This is a genomic window from Endobacter medicaginis (assembly GCF_014192375.1).
GTDB classification, from domain to species: domain Bacteria; phylum Pseudomonadota; class Alphaproteobacteria; order Acetobacterales; family Acetobacteraceae; genus Endobacter; species Endobacter medicaginis.
In genome coordinates this window covers 1-13,577 of sequence record NZ_JACHXV010000016.1, presented here as the reverse complement: position 1 = coordinate 13,577, position 13,577 = coordinate 1, and the positions used below count along the sequence as shown (strand labels likewise).

At 69.7% G+C, this 13,577-nt stretch carries 14 protein-coding genes; 3 read left to right on the top strand and 11 right to left on the bottom strand.

What is annotated here, in order from left to right; all coding sequences use genetic code 11:
* The first annotated feature begins 104 nt into the window (after positions 1-104).
* The 3 genes from FHR90_RS14300 to FHR90_RS14290 all read left to right on the top strand — a co-directional run bounded on the left by FHR90_RS14300 (position 105) and on the right by FHR90_RS14290 (position 3,524).
* A complete protein-coding gene (locus FHR90_RS14300) occupies positions 105-2,267 on the top strand; it encodes a prolyl oligopeptidase family serine peptidase (protein WP_221188287.1) in 2,163 nt (720 codons plus the stop codon).
* Between the two features lie 166 nt (positions 2,268-2,433).
* Complete coding sequence (locus tag FHR90_RS14295) at positions 2,434-3,120, top strand: hypothetical protein (RefSeq protein WP_176623350.1); 687 nt, start codon at positions 2,434-2,436, stop codon at positions 3,118-3,120.
* Complete coding sequence (locus FHR90_RS14290) at positions 3,120-3,524, top strand: hypothetical protein (protein WP_176623351.1); 405 nt, start codon at positions 3,120-3,122, stop codon at positions 3,522-3,524. The genes FHR90_RS14295 and FHR90_RS14290 overlap by 1 nt, the downstream gene beginning before the upstream one ends.
* Here FHR90_RS14290 and FHR90_RS14285 read toward each other — a convergent pair.
* From FHR90_RS14285 to FHR90_RS14235, 11 genes are all read right to left on the bottom strand, one after another.
* Positions 3,515-3,868 carry a type II toxin-antitoxin system PemK/MazF family toxin gene (locus tag FHR90_RS14285; protein WP_176623352.1) on the bottom strand — a complete coding sequence of 118 codons (354 nt, stop codon included), beginning with the start codon at positions 3,866-3,868 and terminating at the stop codon, positions 3,515-3,517. The genes FHR90_RS14290 and FHR90_RS14285 overlap by 10 nt on opposite strands.
* Positions 3,869-3,871: 3 nt before the next feature.
* The gene (locus FHR90_RS14280) at positions 3,872-4,090 is read right to left on the bottom strand and encodes a type II toxin-antitoxin system PrlF family antitoxin (RefSeq protein WP_176623353.1); all 219 of its coding nucleotides are present in this window, start codon (positions 4,088-4,090) and stop codon (positions 3,872-3,874) included.
* Between the two features lie 60 nt (positions 4,091-4,150).
* Positions 4,151-5,458, bottom strand: coding sequence for a citrate synthase (locus tag FHR90_RS14275; RefSeq protein WP_176623354.1), 1,308 nt, complete (start codon positions 5,456-5,458; stop codon positions 4,151-4,153).
* 209 nt (positions 5,459-5,667) lie between these two features.
* On the bottom strand, positions 5,668-6,246 hold the full coding sequence (locus tag FHR90_RS14270) for a SixA phosphatase family protein (RefSeq protein WP_176623355.1): 579 nt from the start codon (positions 6,244-6,246) through the stop codon (positions 5,668-5,670).
* Positions 6,243-6,557 carry a chorismate mutase gene (locus FHR90_RS14265; RefSeq protein WP_218062001.1) on the bottom strand — a complete coding sequence of 105 codons (315 nt, stop codon included), beginning with the start codon at positions 6,555-6,557 and terminating at the stop codon, positions 6,243-6,245. The genes FHR90_RS14270 and FHR90_RS14265 overlap by 4 nt, the downstream gene beginning before the upstream one ends.
* Positions 6,558-6,677: 120 nt before the next feature.
* The gene (locus tag FHR90_RS14260; RefSeq protein WP_176623356.1) at positions 6,678-7,460 is read right to left on the bottom strand and encodes a metallophosphoesterase; all 783 of its coding nucleotides are present in this window, start codon (positions 7,458-7,460) and stop codon (positions 6,678-6,680) included.
* Entirely contained in the window at positions 7,457-8,911 is a 1,455-nt protein-coding gene (locus FHR90_RS14255) for a cryptochrome/photolyase family protein (RefSeq protein ID WP_183275441.1), read from the bottom strand. Before FHR90_RS14255 ends, FHR90_RS14260 begins: the two co-directional genes overlap by 4 nt.
* A gap of 51 nt (positions 8,912-8,962) precedes the next feature.
* Positions 8,963-9,655 carry a ligase-associated DNA damage response endonuclease PdeM gene (gene pdeM, locus FHR90_RS14250; protein ID WP_183275440.1) on the bottom strand — a complete coding sequence of 231 codons (693 nt, stop codon included), beginning with the start codon at positions 9,653-9,655 and terminating at the stop codon, positions 8,963-8,965.
* A gap of 42 nt (positions 9,656-9,697) precedes the next feature.
* Complete coding sequence (locus FHR90_RS14245; protein WP_183275439.1) at positions 9,698-12,259, bottom strand: ligase-associated DNA damage response DEXH box helicase; 2,562 nt, start codon at positions 12,257-12,259, stop codon at positions 9,698-9,700.
* A gap of 362 nt (positions 12,260-12,621) precedes the next feature.
* Positions 12,622-13,062 carry a hypothetical protein gene (locus FHR90_RS14240; RefSeq protein WP_218062184.1) on the bottom strand — a complete coding sequence of 147 codons (441 nt, stop codon included), beginning with the start codon at positions 13,060-13,062 and terminating at the stop codon, positions 12,622-12,624.
* 79 nt (positions 13,063-13,141) lie between these two features.
* On the bottom strand, positions 13,142-13,577 hold a 436-nt coding region (locus tag FHR90_RS14235; RefSeq protein WP_183275438.1), incomplete at its 5' end, for an IS5 family transposase.

Here is a 13,577-nt window from a genome sequence, read left to right as displayed (position 1 = left end):
TCCCCCCGCTTGTCGCACCCGACGCCGCTGATACGATCGCCGCGACATACATACATACATACAGACAGACAGACAGACAGCAGGGACGGGGCGCGATGGTTCGGATGGCACGGCGTCGATGGCTGATGGCGGGCGCGGCGGCGGGGCTGGGCGCCATCGCCGCCAGAACCATCGCCGCCGGGAGCGTCACCGCCCGGGCCGCCACCCGCTCCGCAGGGCCACCGGTCGCCCGCATCGACACCGCCCACGACACCTATTTCGGCGAGACCCTGGCCGATCCCTATCGCTGGATGGAAAACGACCGCGATCCCGGCTGGCTGCCCTGGCTCAAGGGACAGAACGACTACACCCGCTCGGTCCTCGACCGCCTGCCCGACCGCGCCACCCTGCTCAGGCGCATCGAGCAGCTCTCCGGCGACCAGACGCTGACCGCCGCCGTGCAGCGCGTCGGCGCACGGCTGTTCTACGAACAGCGTCCTGCGGGCGCCGAGACCTACCGGCTGTGCGTGCGCGAGGCCGGGCACGACCGCATCCTGGTCGATCCCTCGGCGATCCACATCGCCGGCGCGGGGCATGTCTCGCTCGACTGGTGGGGCGCCTCGCCCGACGGCCGCCTCGTCGCCTACGGCCTCTCCCCCGACGGCAGCGAGAATTCCGTCGCCCATGTCCTCGATGTCGCCACCGGCCGCGACCTGCCCGAGACCATCCCCGACACCCAGGGCGCCGACCCGCAATGGCTCGCCGACGGCAGCGGCTTCTTCTACACCCAGCTCACCGGCCGCGTGGACACGCCCGATCGCTTCCTCGACGCCCGTGCGAGGTTCCACCGCATTGGCACCGACCCGGCGCACGATCCGATCCTGATGCAGCGCGGGCTCGATGCGGCGGTGGCGTTCGACCGCATCCAGACCCCCACCGTCTCGACATCCCCCGGCTCGCGCTGGGCGCTCCTCACCCTCACCGACATCCGCCCGCAACAGCGCCTCTACATCGCCCCCGCCCTCGACGCCGCCGCCGGCCGCGCGCACTGGGTGGAGGTGGCCGGCTTCGACGACGAGATCGTGGCCGCGGCCCTGCACGGCGACGAGCTGCTGCTGCTGTCGAACCGCGACCACCCGCTCGGACGGGTGCTCTCGGTCCCCGCCGCCACCCCCGCCCTCGCGGGGGCCACCGAGCGTGTGGCCGAGACCGCGCAGGTGATCGAGGCGATCGCGGTGGCCGCCGACGGCCTGTATCTGACGATGATGGATGGCGGCGTCGCCCGTCTGCGCAAGCTCCCCGCGCGAGGCGGCGTGATCGAGATCGCGCTGCCGTTCGACGGCTCGATCCGCGGCGTCGCCACCGATCCGCGCCTGCCGGGCGCGTTGTTCAGCTACGGCGGCTGGCTGGTGCCGGCCGAGATCTGGTCGGTCGATGCCGCCGGCCACCTCGCCCCCGCCGGGCTGAGCCCGAAACCCACCGTCGATACCGGCCGCTACGCCACCACACGCGCCTTCGCCACCGCCCGCGACGGCACCCGGATCCCCTATGCGCTGATCTATCGGAAGGATCTCAGGCGCGACGGCTCCGCCCCCGCCTTCATCCAGGCCTATGGCTCCTACGGCCTCACCGCCTACCCGCCGAGCTTCCTCGGCCGGATGCTCGCGCTGGTCGATGCGGGCTGCGTGGTCGGCTTCGCCTATGTGCGCGGCGGCGGCGCCTATGGCGAGCCCTGGCACAAGGCCGGCCAGCACGCCAACAAGCCCAATACCTGGCGCGACCTGATCGATGTCTGCGAGACCCTGTGCCGCGACCGCTGGACCAGCCCCCGCCATCTCGCCATCGGCGGCCGCTCCGCCGGCGGCATCACCGTCGGCCGCGCCCTGACCGAGCGCCCCGACCTGTTCGCCGCCGTGATCGACGGCGTCGGCTGGTCCAACCCGCTGCGCTACGTCGTCGAGCAGAACGGCTACGGCGAGGAGCCCGAGTGGGGTGCCATCTCCGACCCCCAGGGCTATCGCTGGCTCAAGGCGATCGACAGCTACCAGCACGTGGTCGACCACACCGCCTACCCGGCCGTGCTGCTGACCACCGGTGTCACCGACCCCCGCGTCGCCCCGTTCCATGTCGCCAAGATGGCCGCCCGCCTCCAGGCCGCGACCAGCTCCGGCAAGCCGATCCTGCTGCGCGTGGACTACGACGCCGGCCACGGCATCGGCTCCACCCGCGGCCAGCAGGACCGCGAGGCCGCCGATACCTACGCCTTCCTGTTGTGGCAGACGCGGTGATCTTCTTTTGTCTTACGAAAAAGAAGCAAAAAGACTTTCATCCGCTGGTCGGGTCCCACCCCGGGAAGGAGCCGAACTGACGAAAGTTCTTTGGTTCTTTCTTTCAAGAAAGAACATCCTTTTTCTTCTTCTCACGTGCAGCGCGCAGGCCACGCCGCCGCCGATCATGCACCCGCTGCACGAGGAGTGCATCCGCCACCTCGACCTCGCTGCCGCGATGGGCATTGCGTCCGGCTGGATGCTCGATGTCGATCAGCCCGCCGGCGGCGCGACCGACGCCTCGATCGACGTGATGCCGGCGCGCCTGTGCTTCACCGCGCCCGCCAACCATCACGGGTTCTGCAAGGAGCTGCGCTTCACGCCCGAAGGCCTCGACCCGCACGCCTATCCGTTGCAGACCGTCGACGACGTCTCTGTCGCCCCGATCCCCGACGGGCAGGGCGGCACGCGCAAGGCCCTGCTGGTGCGTGCCTCCTACAGCGGCGGCGCGCATGGCCTGCACGCGCTGCTGGCGTGGCGGTATTCGCCCGATACGGGCTTCGATATCGGCCCCGAGATCCACGTGGTGGGCGATGGCGGCGAGCAGCGCTTCATCACCACCGGCCCGCTCGCCGGCTATTTCGTGCAGACCTCGCCCGCCTGGACGCGACAGCAGACGCTGGCCGACCCCGAGCCGCTCCGCATCGAGGTCGATCGCGTCGGCACGCTCGACAGCTACCGGGTCCTCGCCCTTCTCACCCCGCAGAGCTACGCGACACCGGTCGATGACGGCCCGCCGCCGCAGATGATCGACAGGCTGACGCCGCATATCGCCGACGTGCTGAAGACCCTCTATCCGCACGGCGTGCCGTGATGCGGCGATCGCCATGGTCGGCCGCGATCCGCGGCGGCTGCGCCGTTATGGCGCTGTCAGCGACGTCGCGTGCCCGATCGACGGTCTCCGGCCATCCCGCCGCTGCCCCCCAGGCCGCTGCCCAGGCCACTGACCGCGACGAGCACATCACCGTCATCGGCAGGCGCCCTGCGTTGCAGCCGGCCCCCTTGCCCGGCGACGCGACGGTGCCTGATGCCTCGACCGGCTCGATGCGGATCGCGCTGCCGTTCGGCAGTCTGGAGATCGGGGGCGGGGCGGGCGATGGCAGGCACGATGCACAGACCGGCGCACTGATCTCACCGTTTGGCGGTGCCTACACCCATGCCGGCCCGGTCGCCGGCGGTCCTGCGCCGCTTCACGAAAACAAGGTGGGTCAACCCTGAGCGGTGGCGATCGCCACGTTCGTCTGCAATGCCTTGCTGACCCCGATCCGATCCGCCGACGACAGGGTGCCGATGCGCTCCGCGTCACGCATCTCGATGATGGCGATCTTCGCCGTACGGATCACCGATGGCGCCGGCAGGCCGGCCACGGCGAGGTCGGAAACGACGACGTCATCCCGCCAGCCGCGATTGGCAGCCGAGGTGACCATTAGAACCCACAGCAGCCCCGGCGCGCCATCACTGCGGGGAACGGCCACCACCAGGGCTGGCCGGCGCTGCTGGACAGGACGATTGGTGTAAGGGAACGGAACCCTGACGAGGTCCCACACGCCGATATCCGCCACGAGCTAAAGCCCGGCATAGGCCTCGGCATCAGCCGGACTGTCCCATTCCACGAAGGTGCGGAACGGATCGTCGGTCGCCTGATCGGACCGCGCCCGGGTCAATATCACCCGATCCGCCTCGATCGCATAGGCAATCTCGTCACCCTCGCGCAGATGCAGGGCGGTGCGCACCGCCTGCGGGATCGTCGTCTGCGCCTTCGTACTGAGTCTGCTCGAAATCATCCGAAGACGGTAAGAATTTTCCTTACCATCTTCAAGCACAATCTCCCGCAGCGCTCGGCCTCACCCCCGCTCGGCGATCGGCTTGAGATCGCGCTGCGGTGCACCGGTATAGATCTGGCGCGGCCGCCCGATGCGCAGGGTCGGCTCCTCGACCATTTCCTTCCACTGCGAGATCCAGCCCACGGTGCGCGCCATCGCGAACAGCACGGTGAACATGCTGGTCGGGATGCCCATCGCCTTGAGGATGATGCCCGAATAGAAATCGACGTTCGGATACAGCTTGCGCTGCACGAAATAGTCGTCACTCAGCGCGATCCGCTCCAGCTCCATCGCGATCTCGAGCTGCGGATCGTCGGTGATGCCGAGCTCGCCGAGCACTTCCTTGCAGGTCTGCTGCATGATCTTGGCGCGCGGATCGAAGTTCTTGTAGACGCGATGGCCGAAGCCCATCAGACGCACGCCGGAGTTCTTGTCCTTCACCTTGGCGATGAAGTCGGGGATGTTGTCCTTGCTGCCGATCTCGTCGAGCATCTTCAGCACCGCCTCGTTCGCCCCGCCATGCGCGGGCCCCCACAGGGCGGCGATGCCGGCGGCGATGCAGGCGAACGGATTGGCCCCGGTCGAGCCGGCCAGGCGCACGGTCGAGGTGGACGCGTTCTGCTCGTGATCGGCGTGCAGGATCAGGATGCGGTCCATCGCGCGCGCCAGCACCGGCGACACCTCATAGGGCTCCGACGGCATCGAGAACATCATGTAGAGGAAGTTCTCGGCAAAGCCGAGGTCGTTGCGCGGATAGACGAACGGGAAGCCGAACGAGTAGCGATACGCATAGGCCGCGATGGTCGGCATCTTGGCGATCAGCCGCAGCGCCGAGAGGCTGCGATGCTCGGGCTTATTGATGTCGAGGCTGTCGTGATAGAACGACGACAGCGCACCGACCACGCCGCACAGGATCGACATCGGATGCGCGTCGCGGCGGAAGCCGTTGAAGAAATGCCGCATCTGCTCATGCAGCATGGTGTGGTTCTTCAACTCGTCGACGAAGGCATCGTGCTGTGCTGTGGTCGGCATGTCGCCGTTGAGCAGCGCGTAGCACAGCTCGGTATAGGTCGACTTGGTCGCGAGCTGCTCGATCGGATAGCCGCGATGCAGCAGGATGCCCTGGTCGCCGTCGATATAGGTGATGGCACTCTCGCACGCGCCGGTCTCGCCATAGCCGGGATCGAAGGTGAAGATGCCCAGATCGGCGTAGATCTTGCGGATGTCCGCACAGGGCGTGCCGAGGGTGCCGGACAGCAGCGGAGCCTTGGTCGACTTGCCGGTGTCATCGAGGGTGATCGTGACGGTCGGCTTGGCGGCTTCGCTCATGGTCTCTGGGTCCCCCGGTAGTCGTCTGTGCAAGCAGCGGCAGAGGCCTCGGGGCCCGCCGCGGATGATCTTGACCGGCCGTAAATCGGTCTCCGGCGTAGATAACGGCTAAAAAATGTCTCTGGCAACCGGGCCAGCCCGCCCTTAACCGCCTGAGCACGCTGCAAAACCATGACAGCCTGCCAATGTTGAGCAGTTAGAGGGGCTTACTAAGCGTCGTGCCGGAGCCCGGTCGCCGGCCCGCGGCGCGTGCGGTCGGGAGTGCGCAGGTCGACGAGGGCGGCATGCGCATCCGGCTCGGCCAGCCCTCCCCACGGACCCTGCATCGCGAACACCGCCATGGTGCAGGTCGGCAGCCCCGTATCGAGCCGGGCGGCGCGCTGCAGATGCTTCGGCGTCGCATCCCCGAACGGGTCCGCCGCGAGCTGCCGGCACAGCATGTGCAGCCCCGGATTGTGCCCGACCAGCAGCACATGCCCCACCGTCTCCGGCAGGTCGGCCAGTGCGCGACGCAGCGTCGCCGCTTCGGCGAGATACAGCGCGTCGCGCACCGAGGTCTCCACCGCGGCGAGCTGCGAGAGTGCCGCCAGCGTCTCGCGCGTGCGCACCGCCGACGACACCAGCACCAGATCCGGCACATGGCCGCGAAACGCGTCCGACGCATCCAGCGCCTCCGCATCCTCCCAGCCGCGCCGCGCCAGCGGCCTTGCGTGATCGGCCTCGTCCGACAGATCGCCGATCGAGGCCGGCTCCGCCTTGGCATGCCGCAGCAGCATCAGCCGCTTCATCGCGCAACACCGCCCGCCAGCGCCGGCGCGCTCTCGTGCCCACGCGGAAACGCCTCGTGATGGCGGATCACCTCGCGGATCACGAAGGCGAGGAACTTCTCCGCGAAATCCGGGTCCAGCCGCGCATCGAGCGCCAGCCGGCGCAGCCGCGCGATCTGCTCGGCCTCGCGCGCCGGATCGGCGGGCGGCAGATGATGGCGCGCCTTCAGCCGGCCCACCTCCTGCGTGCAGCGGAACCGCTCGGCCAGCATGTGGATCACCGCCGCGTCGATATTGTCGATGCTGCCGCGCAGCGCACGCAGCCGTGCCATCGGATCGGCATCGTCCGCACCGCTCGGGACCGTCTCCGTCTGGTCTGCGGACATCTGCATCTGTCTCCGGGTGCGCGCTCCGCCATCTGTGCCAAAGCCCCGCCGGGCCTGCAAGCCGCCTCAGCCGGCGTGCGGCACCCCGGGCCGTGCGCTCCTGTCCAGCGCATCGAGATCGATCCAGGCCAGATGCCCGCCCTTGCCGGCGCCGGTATCGACGAAGATCGCCGTCCCGCCCTGCCGCCCCTGCTTGACCCAGGGCCTCCCGTCGGTGCTGCGCCGGTCATGGCCGCAATAGACGGTGAAGCCGGGCGGGATGTGATCCACCCAGCTCAGCCGCCGCTCCGGATAGCCATCCGACTGCATCCGCCCCGACGTCTCGCCGAACAGCGCGCGCGACAGCAGCGACGTCACCCGCGACAGCCCCGGCGGCGGCGGCGTCTCCAGCATCCGCGTATGAAAGGCCCCATGCACGAACACCGTCCGCCCCGCCCCGGTCCAGGCCGGCGCGCGGGCGATCTCGTACAACGCGCGCGCCTTGAGCTCGGGTTCGTCCTCGAGCCTCGCCAGCGTCGCCTCCAGCGCCGGATCGGAGCGCAGCTTGTGCCCGGCCAGCGCACGCCCGAGCTTGCGGTCGTGATTGCCGAGAATGAACAGCCCCGAATCGCGGTCGATGCAGTCGAACATCATCGACAGCACGCCGGGACTGTCCGGCCCGTGATCGACCAGGTCGCCGAGCTGCACGATGAAGCGGTCGGTATTGAGCGCATGCCCGAACGCCACCGAATCCCCGTGCACGTCGCCGACGATGCGCAGCCTGCGGTCGCGCGGCAGCGCGATCGGCTCGGCCGGCGGCAGCTCGATCGGTGCCGGATCGGCACAGCCCGTCGCGGTGGCCACACTCATGCCGCCGCCGCCCGGGCATGGCCCTTCACATGGCGGCCGAACGCGGCCAGCGCCCGGTTGCGCCCCTCGTCGAGCCCGATCGCCGGCCGCGGATAATCCTCGCCCAGCCGCACCCCGGCCGCCCCGAGCACCGCCTCCGGCGCCGCCCAGGGCTGATGCAGCCACCGGTCCGGCAGCTTCGCCAGCTCCGGCACCCATTCGCGCACATACGCGCCATCGGCATCGAATTTCCTCGCCTGCGTCAGCGGATTGAAGATGCGGAAGAACGGCTGCGCCTCGGTCCCGCACCCGGCCACCCACTGCCAGTTCGCACTGTTGGAGGCGAGATCGCCATCGACCAGCGTGTCAAGAAACCACGCCGCCCCCCCCCGCCAGTCGATCAGCAGATGCTTGGTCAGCCACGAGGCCACGATCATGCGCACGCGGTTGTGCATCCACCCCGTATGCCACAGCTGCCGCATCCCGGCATCGACGATCGGAATCCCGCTCCGGCCCCGCTGCCAGTCCGCCAGCGCCCCCGCATCGCGCCGCCACGGCAGCCGCTCAAACTCCGCCCGCAGCGCCCGCTCGGGCAGCTCGGGACGCTGCATCAGCAGGTTGGCGGCGAAATCGCGCCACAGCAGCTCGGCCCGGAAGCGCTGCGCATCGCTCCCCTGCCGGTCCCCCAGCGCGTGCCACACCTGGCGCGGCGAGATCTCGCCCCAGCGCAGATGCGGCGACAGGTGCGAGGTCCCGTTCTCGTCCCCGGCCATGTCCCGCGCCCGGTCATACCCCTCCAGCCCGTCCTCGAGGAACGCCTCCAGCCGCGCCGCCGCCCCGCGCTCGCCGGGCGTCCACATCCCGCGCAGCCCTCCGGCCCAATCCGGCCGCTTCGGCAACAGCCCCCAGTCGTCGAGCTGGTCCGACGCCACCGCCCCCACCTCCGCCGCGCGCAGCACCGGCACCGGCAGCGGCGCGGGCGGCGGCCCGGATTTCAGGATCGCCCGGGCAAACGGGCTGTAGACCGTATATGGCCGCCCGGAACCGGCGCGGACCTGCGACAGATCGACCAGCGAACCGCCGACATGAAGCTGCAACGGCACCTCCAGCCGCGCGCCCACCCCCCGGTCCGCCTCCCGCAGCCAGGGCAGGGGACTGACGATCGCCTGCACCGACGCCGCGCCCACCGACTTCGCCACCTCCGGCACGATATCGCCCGCCCTGCCGCGCCGCAGGATCAGCCGCACCCCGTGCCGGGCGAGATCGCGGGCGAAGGCGTCGAGGCTGTGATGCAACCACCACATCTGCGCCCCACCCCCCTGCGCGGGATCGAGCACATACAGCGCGGCCACCGTCCCGGCCGACGCGGCCGCATGCAGGGCAGGGTGGTCGGCCAGCCGCAGATCGTCGCGAAACCAGACCAGAACCGGCCGTTCGCTGTCGTCTGCCTGCCCTGTCCGTCGTCCCGCCATCACCCGCACCGCTGTCCGAACAGACGTAACACCTTGGCCGGGCAGCTGGTTTCAGGCCGCCCTGACCTGCGCGAGGGTGAAGCTGAACAGTCGCTGCTGGCCGAGCAGGAACACCCGCGCCCCGCGCGGAAACAGCCCCGCGATCGCCGGATGCAGCACATCCAGCCCGCCGGTGAACGCCCCGAACGCCGGCAGGATGGCGCGCCTGGAATCGGCGATGAAACACGGCCGCGAGATCACCCCGGCCCGCGTCGTCACCCGCGCCTTGGGATGGTGATGCCCGCAGATCTCCACCTCGCCATCCTTCGGCGGATGCCCCGCGCGCGCCTCGTGACGAAACACCAGCCCGCCATGACGGAACTCGTCGGTCGCCACCCCCGCCAGCCCCTGCGGCGGCTCGGGATCGTGATTGCCTGCCACCCACACCAGCTCGCAGGCGCCCGCGATGCGCGCCAGCAGGTCGCGCTCGCCTGGCCCCAGCCGCAGCGCGCCGCCGCGATCGTGGAAACTGTCGCCCACCGCCACCAGCACCCGCGGCCGATACCGCGTCACCCCCCGCCACAGCCGCTCCAGCGTCAGCCGCGAATCGAGCGGCGGCAGCAGCGCCCCCCGCGCGGCCGCGGCAGAGGCCTTCTCCAGATGCAGGTCCGCCACCGCCAGCACCCCCGAATCGGGGCACCACAGCAGCCCCGACGGGTCCAGCATCACGCGGAGCGTGCCGAAATGCAGCGGTGCGGCGATCATCCCCCGCTCATAGCACACTCACCCCGCCTTGAACGGGTGCGCTCAAGCCGGCCTGAACGGCCGCGGTCGCCGCCGCGGCCGCACCGGATCGCGCGTCCGGCTCAGCATCCGATAGTCCGCCGCCACCGACGCCGCCACCACCAGCTCCTCCTCCGACGGTGCGATGCGCCCTTCAGCTTCCGCGATCAGCGTCTCCGTCTCCCCCAGCAGCACGTCCTCGTCCGCCTCGCTGCCCACCCGCTCGCGGCCGATATCCAGCATCACCGGGATCGCCAGCGGCGAGACATGCTCCAGCCGCACCACCCGCAGGTTGCCGCTCGCCCGCCGCAGCAGATCGGCCAGCCGGTCGATATCCGTCAGCCCCCCCGCCGCCTCCGCCCGTGTGGCCCGCAGCAGCACATGGTCGGGCTGATGCCGCCGCAGCACGTCGTAGATCAGGTCGGAACTGACCGTGACCTGCCGCCGCGTGCGCCCCTCGCCGCCCGGCGGCTGCCGGTCGATCAGCCCCGCCACCACGGCGACGTTGCGAAACGTCCGGCGCAGCATCGAGCTCTCCGCCATCCACTCCTCCAGCTCGTCGCCGAGCAGATCCTCCGAGAACAGCCCCTCGATGTCGTCCGGCTGGGCCGCGCACCACACCGCGACCACGTAATCGGTGGCGACGAACCCGCGCGGCATCGCGCCCGCCCGGTCCAGCCGGCGCGTCAGCAGCATCCCCAGCGTCTGGTGCGCATGCCGCCCCTCGAACGCATAGGCGACGATGAACACCTGCCCGTGCCGCGGAAACACCTCCACCAGCAGCCCGTCCGCCTCCGGCAGCAGCGAGTGGGCCCGCTGCAGCTCCAGCCATTCGCGCACGGCCTCGGGATACACCCCCCAGGCCGACGGATCGTGCAGCATCCGCCGCACCCGTGCCGCCAGCCCCGAGGTCAGCGGATGGCGCCCGCCGGCATAGGCCGGTACCAGCGGATTGTCCGCACTCGCCTCCACCGCCTCCACCACCGCCTCGTGCATCCCCACGAAACGCAGCCTGCGACCGGCGAACATGAACGCATCCCCCGGCCGCAGCATGTTGGCGAAACCCTCCTCGATCTCGCCCAGGGTGACCCCCCCGCGCCCCCGCCCCAGCCTGACCTTGAGCACCGGCGCCTCGACGATGGTGCCGACATTCATCCGCGCCTGCCGCCGCACCATCTGCGAGCGCACATGCACCAGCCCCCCGGCATCGACGAACAGCTTGCGATAGCGCTCGTACTGCGCCAGCGCGTAGCCGCCATGTTCGACGAAGCCCAGCACATCGTCGAAATCCCGCCGCGACAGCCCCGCATAAGGCTGCGCGCCCCGCACCTCCTCATACATCGCCTCCACCTGATACGGCCCCGCGCACGCCATCAGCAGCAGATGCTGTGCCAGCACATCGAGCCCGCCCGGCACGATCGGATCGCCGTCCAGCTCGCCGGCCGCCACCCCCGCGATCGCCGCATGACATTCCAGCACCTCGAAGCGGTTCGCCGGCACCAGCAGCGCGGCCGACGCCTCGTCCATGCGATGGTTCGCCCGCCCGGTGCGCTGCAGCAGCCGCGACACGCCTTTCGGCGCCCCCACCTGGATCACCTGGTCCACCGCCCCCCAGTCGATGCCCAGATCGAGCGACGACGTCGCGATCACCGCCCGCAACCCCCCTTTCGCCGACGGCCCCCGCGCCATCGCCGCCTCCACCCGCCGTCTCTGGGCGATATCGAGACTGCCGTGATGCAGCGCGATCGGCAGCGTCGCCTCGTTGATCCGCCACAGCGCCGCGAACAGCAGCTCCGCCTGCGCGCGCGTATTGACGAACACGATCGTCATCCCCGCGCCCGCGATCGCCTCGAGCACCGCCGACGCGCCCGACAGCCCCATCCGCCCCGCCCACGGAATATGCGCCTGCGGCAGCAGCACCCCGATCCGCGGCGGCGCTCCGGGCGGGGCCACCACCACCCGCGCCGCCCCGCGCCCCGAGCCCACATACGCCGCCAGCCGTGCCCGATCCGGCACCGTCGCCGAAAGCCCGATCCGCCGCGCCTCCGGCGCGATCGTCGCCAGCCGCGCGAGACACAGCGCGAGCTGATCCCCCCGCTTGGTCCCGGCCAGCGCATGCGCCTCGTCGATCACCACCCGCCGCAGCCCCGCAAAGAACGCCCCCGCATCCTCCCGCGACAGCAGCAGTGCCAGGCTCTCCGGCGTGGTGAGCAGGATCTGCGGCGGCGAGACCGCCTGCCGCGCCCGCCGCCCTGCCGGCGTATCCCCGGTCCGCGTCTCGACGCGGATCACCCCTTCCAGCCCCATCTCGCCCAACGGGGCTTCGAGATTGCGCGCGATATCGGTCGCCAGCGCCTTGAGCGGGCTGACATACACCGTATGCACCCCCGCCTCCCCGGCCACTCTGTCGGAAAGCTCGATCAGGCTCGGCAGAAACCCCGCCAGCGTCTTGCCCCCTCCGGTGGGCGCGACCAGCAGCACATCCTCCCCCGCCCGCGCCGCCGCCAGCACGGCCAGCTGATGCCCCCGCACCACCCACCCGCGCGCAGCGAACCAGTCCCGAAACCGAGGCGGCAACTCACACATCCACCGCCACAGATGGGACGATCCGCCCCCCAACGCAACGCAGCGCCCGCCACTGGCAGCCCGTCAGGGCTCCGCCCTGCAACCCGCTGGGGCCGCAGGCCCCAGACCCCCGAACGGGCAGCCTTTCGACATCGCGGGACAACTCTCCCCTCGCTATCCCGCCATGGTCGGAGGAGCTTCCGGCCCCGCTCCCCCGTAGGGAGCGATACGCATCTCGCCGTCGAGGGATGCGGGCTACACGGTTTCAATCCGCGCTCCCGCGCCGCGCGAAGATGAGAACTACGTCTACGCCATAGCCTCCTAAAACCCCCCGGAACTCGTAACAGGCGGCGTTTTCAGAGGGTCCATGACCCTAAGTTTGGTCATAGAGTACGCGCAAAACTTGGCGTACGGAAATCATCGTCGGCACGCCGGCGGCACCGTCCAGCATTTCTGTGGCGACTACCATCGACGACCCAAGGCCGCCGATCGTCTTGAACTGACGGAGATGAGCGAGGGCGCCGGAAAGGCTCGCGCCGACGCGCTTGAAGATGCTTGTCCCGTCGTCGCGTAACGGCGGCGAGCTTGCCTTCCCATGCGTTGAGATCGCTTGGGGTCAGTTCCGCACCGCCCATAATGATCTGGCCGGGTAGTGCGAGGGGCGCGGCGCTGTCTTCGCGGACCCGGTAAGCGACCTCGATCCGACCGAGTTCCGCCACTACGTCGATTGCCGTCGCTTCGCCACCACCGGATGGCGGAGCCATATCGGTGAAAATCGCGCCAAGAATGCGAAACAGTCGAACCTTACTCTCGTCATAGGTCATCGTCGGGCGCGGGATTCGGCGGTCAGGCGTTTGCGCGGCCAGCGAATTCCGATCGAACGCGGTGCCCTAGGGCTGGGACTCATAACCAGTAGCTGACGACGGCTGCGATGCAGACGGCTGCGTGGAAGTTGATGGCGAGACGATCGTATCGGGTAGCGATCCGACGGAAGTCTTTCAGTCGGTTGAACATGCGTTCGATGGCGTTTCGGCCCCGGTAGAGATAGGGCGAAAAACAGTTCTTCCACACGCGATTGGCCTTCGGTGGGATGTTCGGGGCAGCCCCCTTTGCCTCGATTTTCTGGCGCACGGCATTGGTGTCGTAGCCCTTGTCACCGTGCACCACCTCGGCCGAGGCGACCTGATCGAGCAGGGCATCAGCGGCGACGCAATCGGCGATCTGGCCGCCGGTCAGCACAAAGGCGACCGGGCGGCAGTCACGGTCGGTCAGGGCGTGGATTTTGGTCGTGCGTCCGCCCCGAGAGCGGCCGATGGCCTGGCTGTGCTCCCCCCTTTTG

What these genes read in the sequence shown, in the direction of transcription:
- FHR90_RS14300 (WP_221188287.1), top strand. Translation starts at nt 105, where the DNA reads ATGGCACGGCGTCGATGGCTGATGGCGGGCGCGGCGGCGGGGCTGGGC.
- FHR90_RS14295 (WP_176623350.1), top strand. Translation starts at nt 2,434, where the DNA reads ATGCACCCGCTGCACGAGGAGTGCATCCGCCACCTCGACCTCGCTGCC.
- FHR90_RS14290 (WP_176623351.1), top strand. Translation starts at nt 3,120, where the DNA reads ATGCGGCGATCGCCATGGTCGGCCGCGATCCGCGGCGGCTGCGCCGTT.
- FHR90_RS14280 (WP_176623353.1), bottom strand. Translation starts at nt 4,090, where the DNA reads ATGATTTCGAGCAGACTCAGTACGAAGGCGCAGACGACGATCCCGCAG.
- FHR90_RS14275 (WP_176623354.1), bottom strand. Translation starts at nt 5,458, where the DNA reads ATGAGCGAAGCCGCCAAGCCGACCGTCACGATCACCCTCGATGACACC.
- FHR90_RS14270 (WP_176623355.1), bottom strand. Translation starts at nt 6,246, where the DNA reads ATGAAGCGGCTGATGCTGCTGCGGCATGCCAAGGCGGAGCCGGCCTCG.
- FHR90_RS14265 (WP_218062001.1), bottom strand. Translation starts at nt 6,557, where the DNA reads ATGGCACGGCTGCGTGCGCTGCGCGGCAGCATCGACAATATCGACGCG.
- FHR90_RS14260 (WP_176623356.1), bottom strand. Translation starts at nt 7,460, where the DNA reads ATGAGTGTGGCCACCGCGACGGGCTGTGCCGATCCGGCACCGATCGAG.
- FHR90_RS14255 (WP_183275441.1), bottom strand. Translation starts at nt 8,911, where the DNA reads ATGGCGGGACGACGGACAGGGCAGGCAGACGACAGCGAACGGCCGGTT.
- pdeM (WP_183275440.1), bottom strand. Translation starts at nt 9,655, where the DNA reads ATGATCGCCGCACCGCTGCATTTCGGCACGCTCCGCGTGATGCTGGAC.
- FHR90_RS14245 (WP_183275439.1), bottom strand. Translation starts at nt 12,259, where the DNA reads ATGTGTGAGTTGCCGCCTCGGTTTCGGGACTGGTTCGCTGCGCGCGGG.
- FHR90_RS14240 (WP_218062184.1), bottom strand. Translation starts at nt 13,062, where the DNA reads ATGACCTATGACGAGAGTAAGGTTCGACTGTTTCGCATTCTTGGCGCG.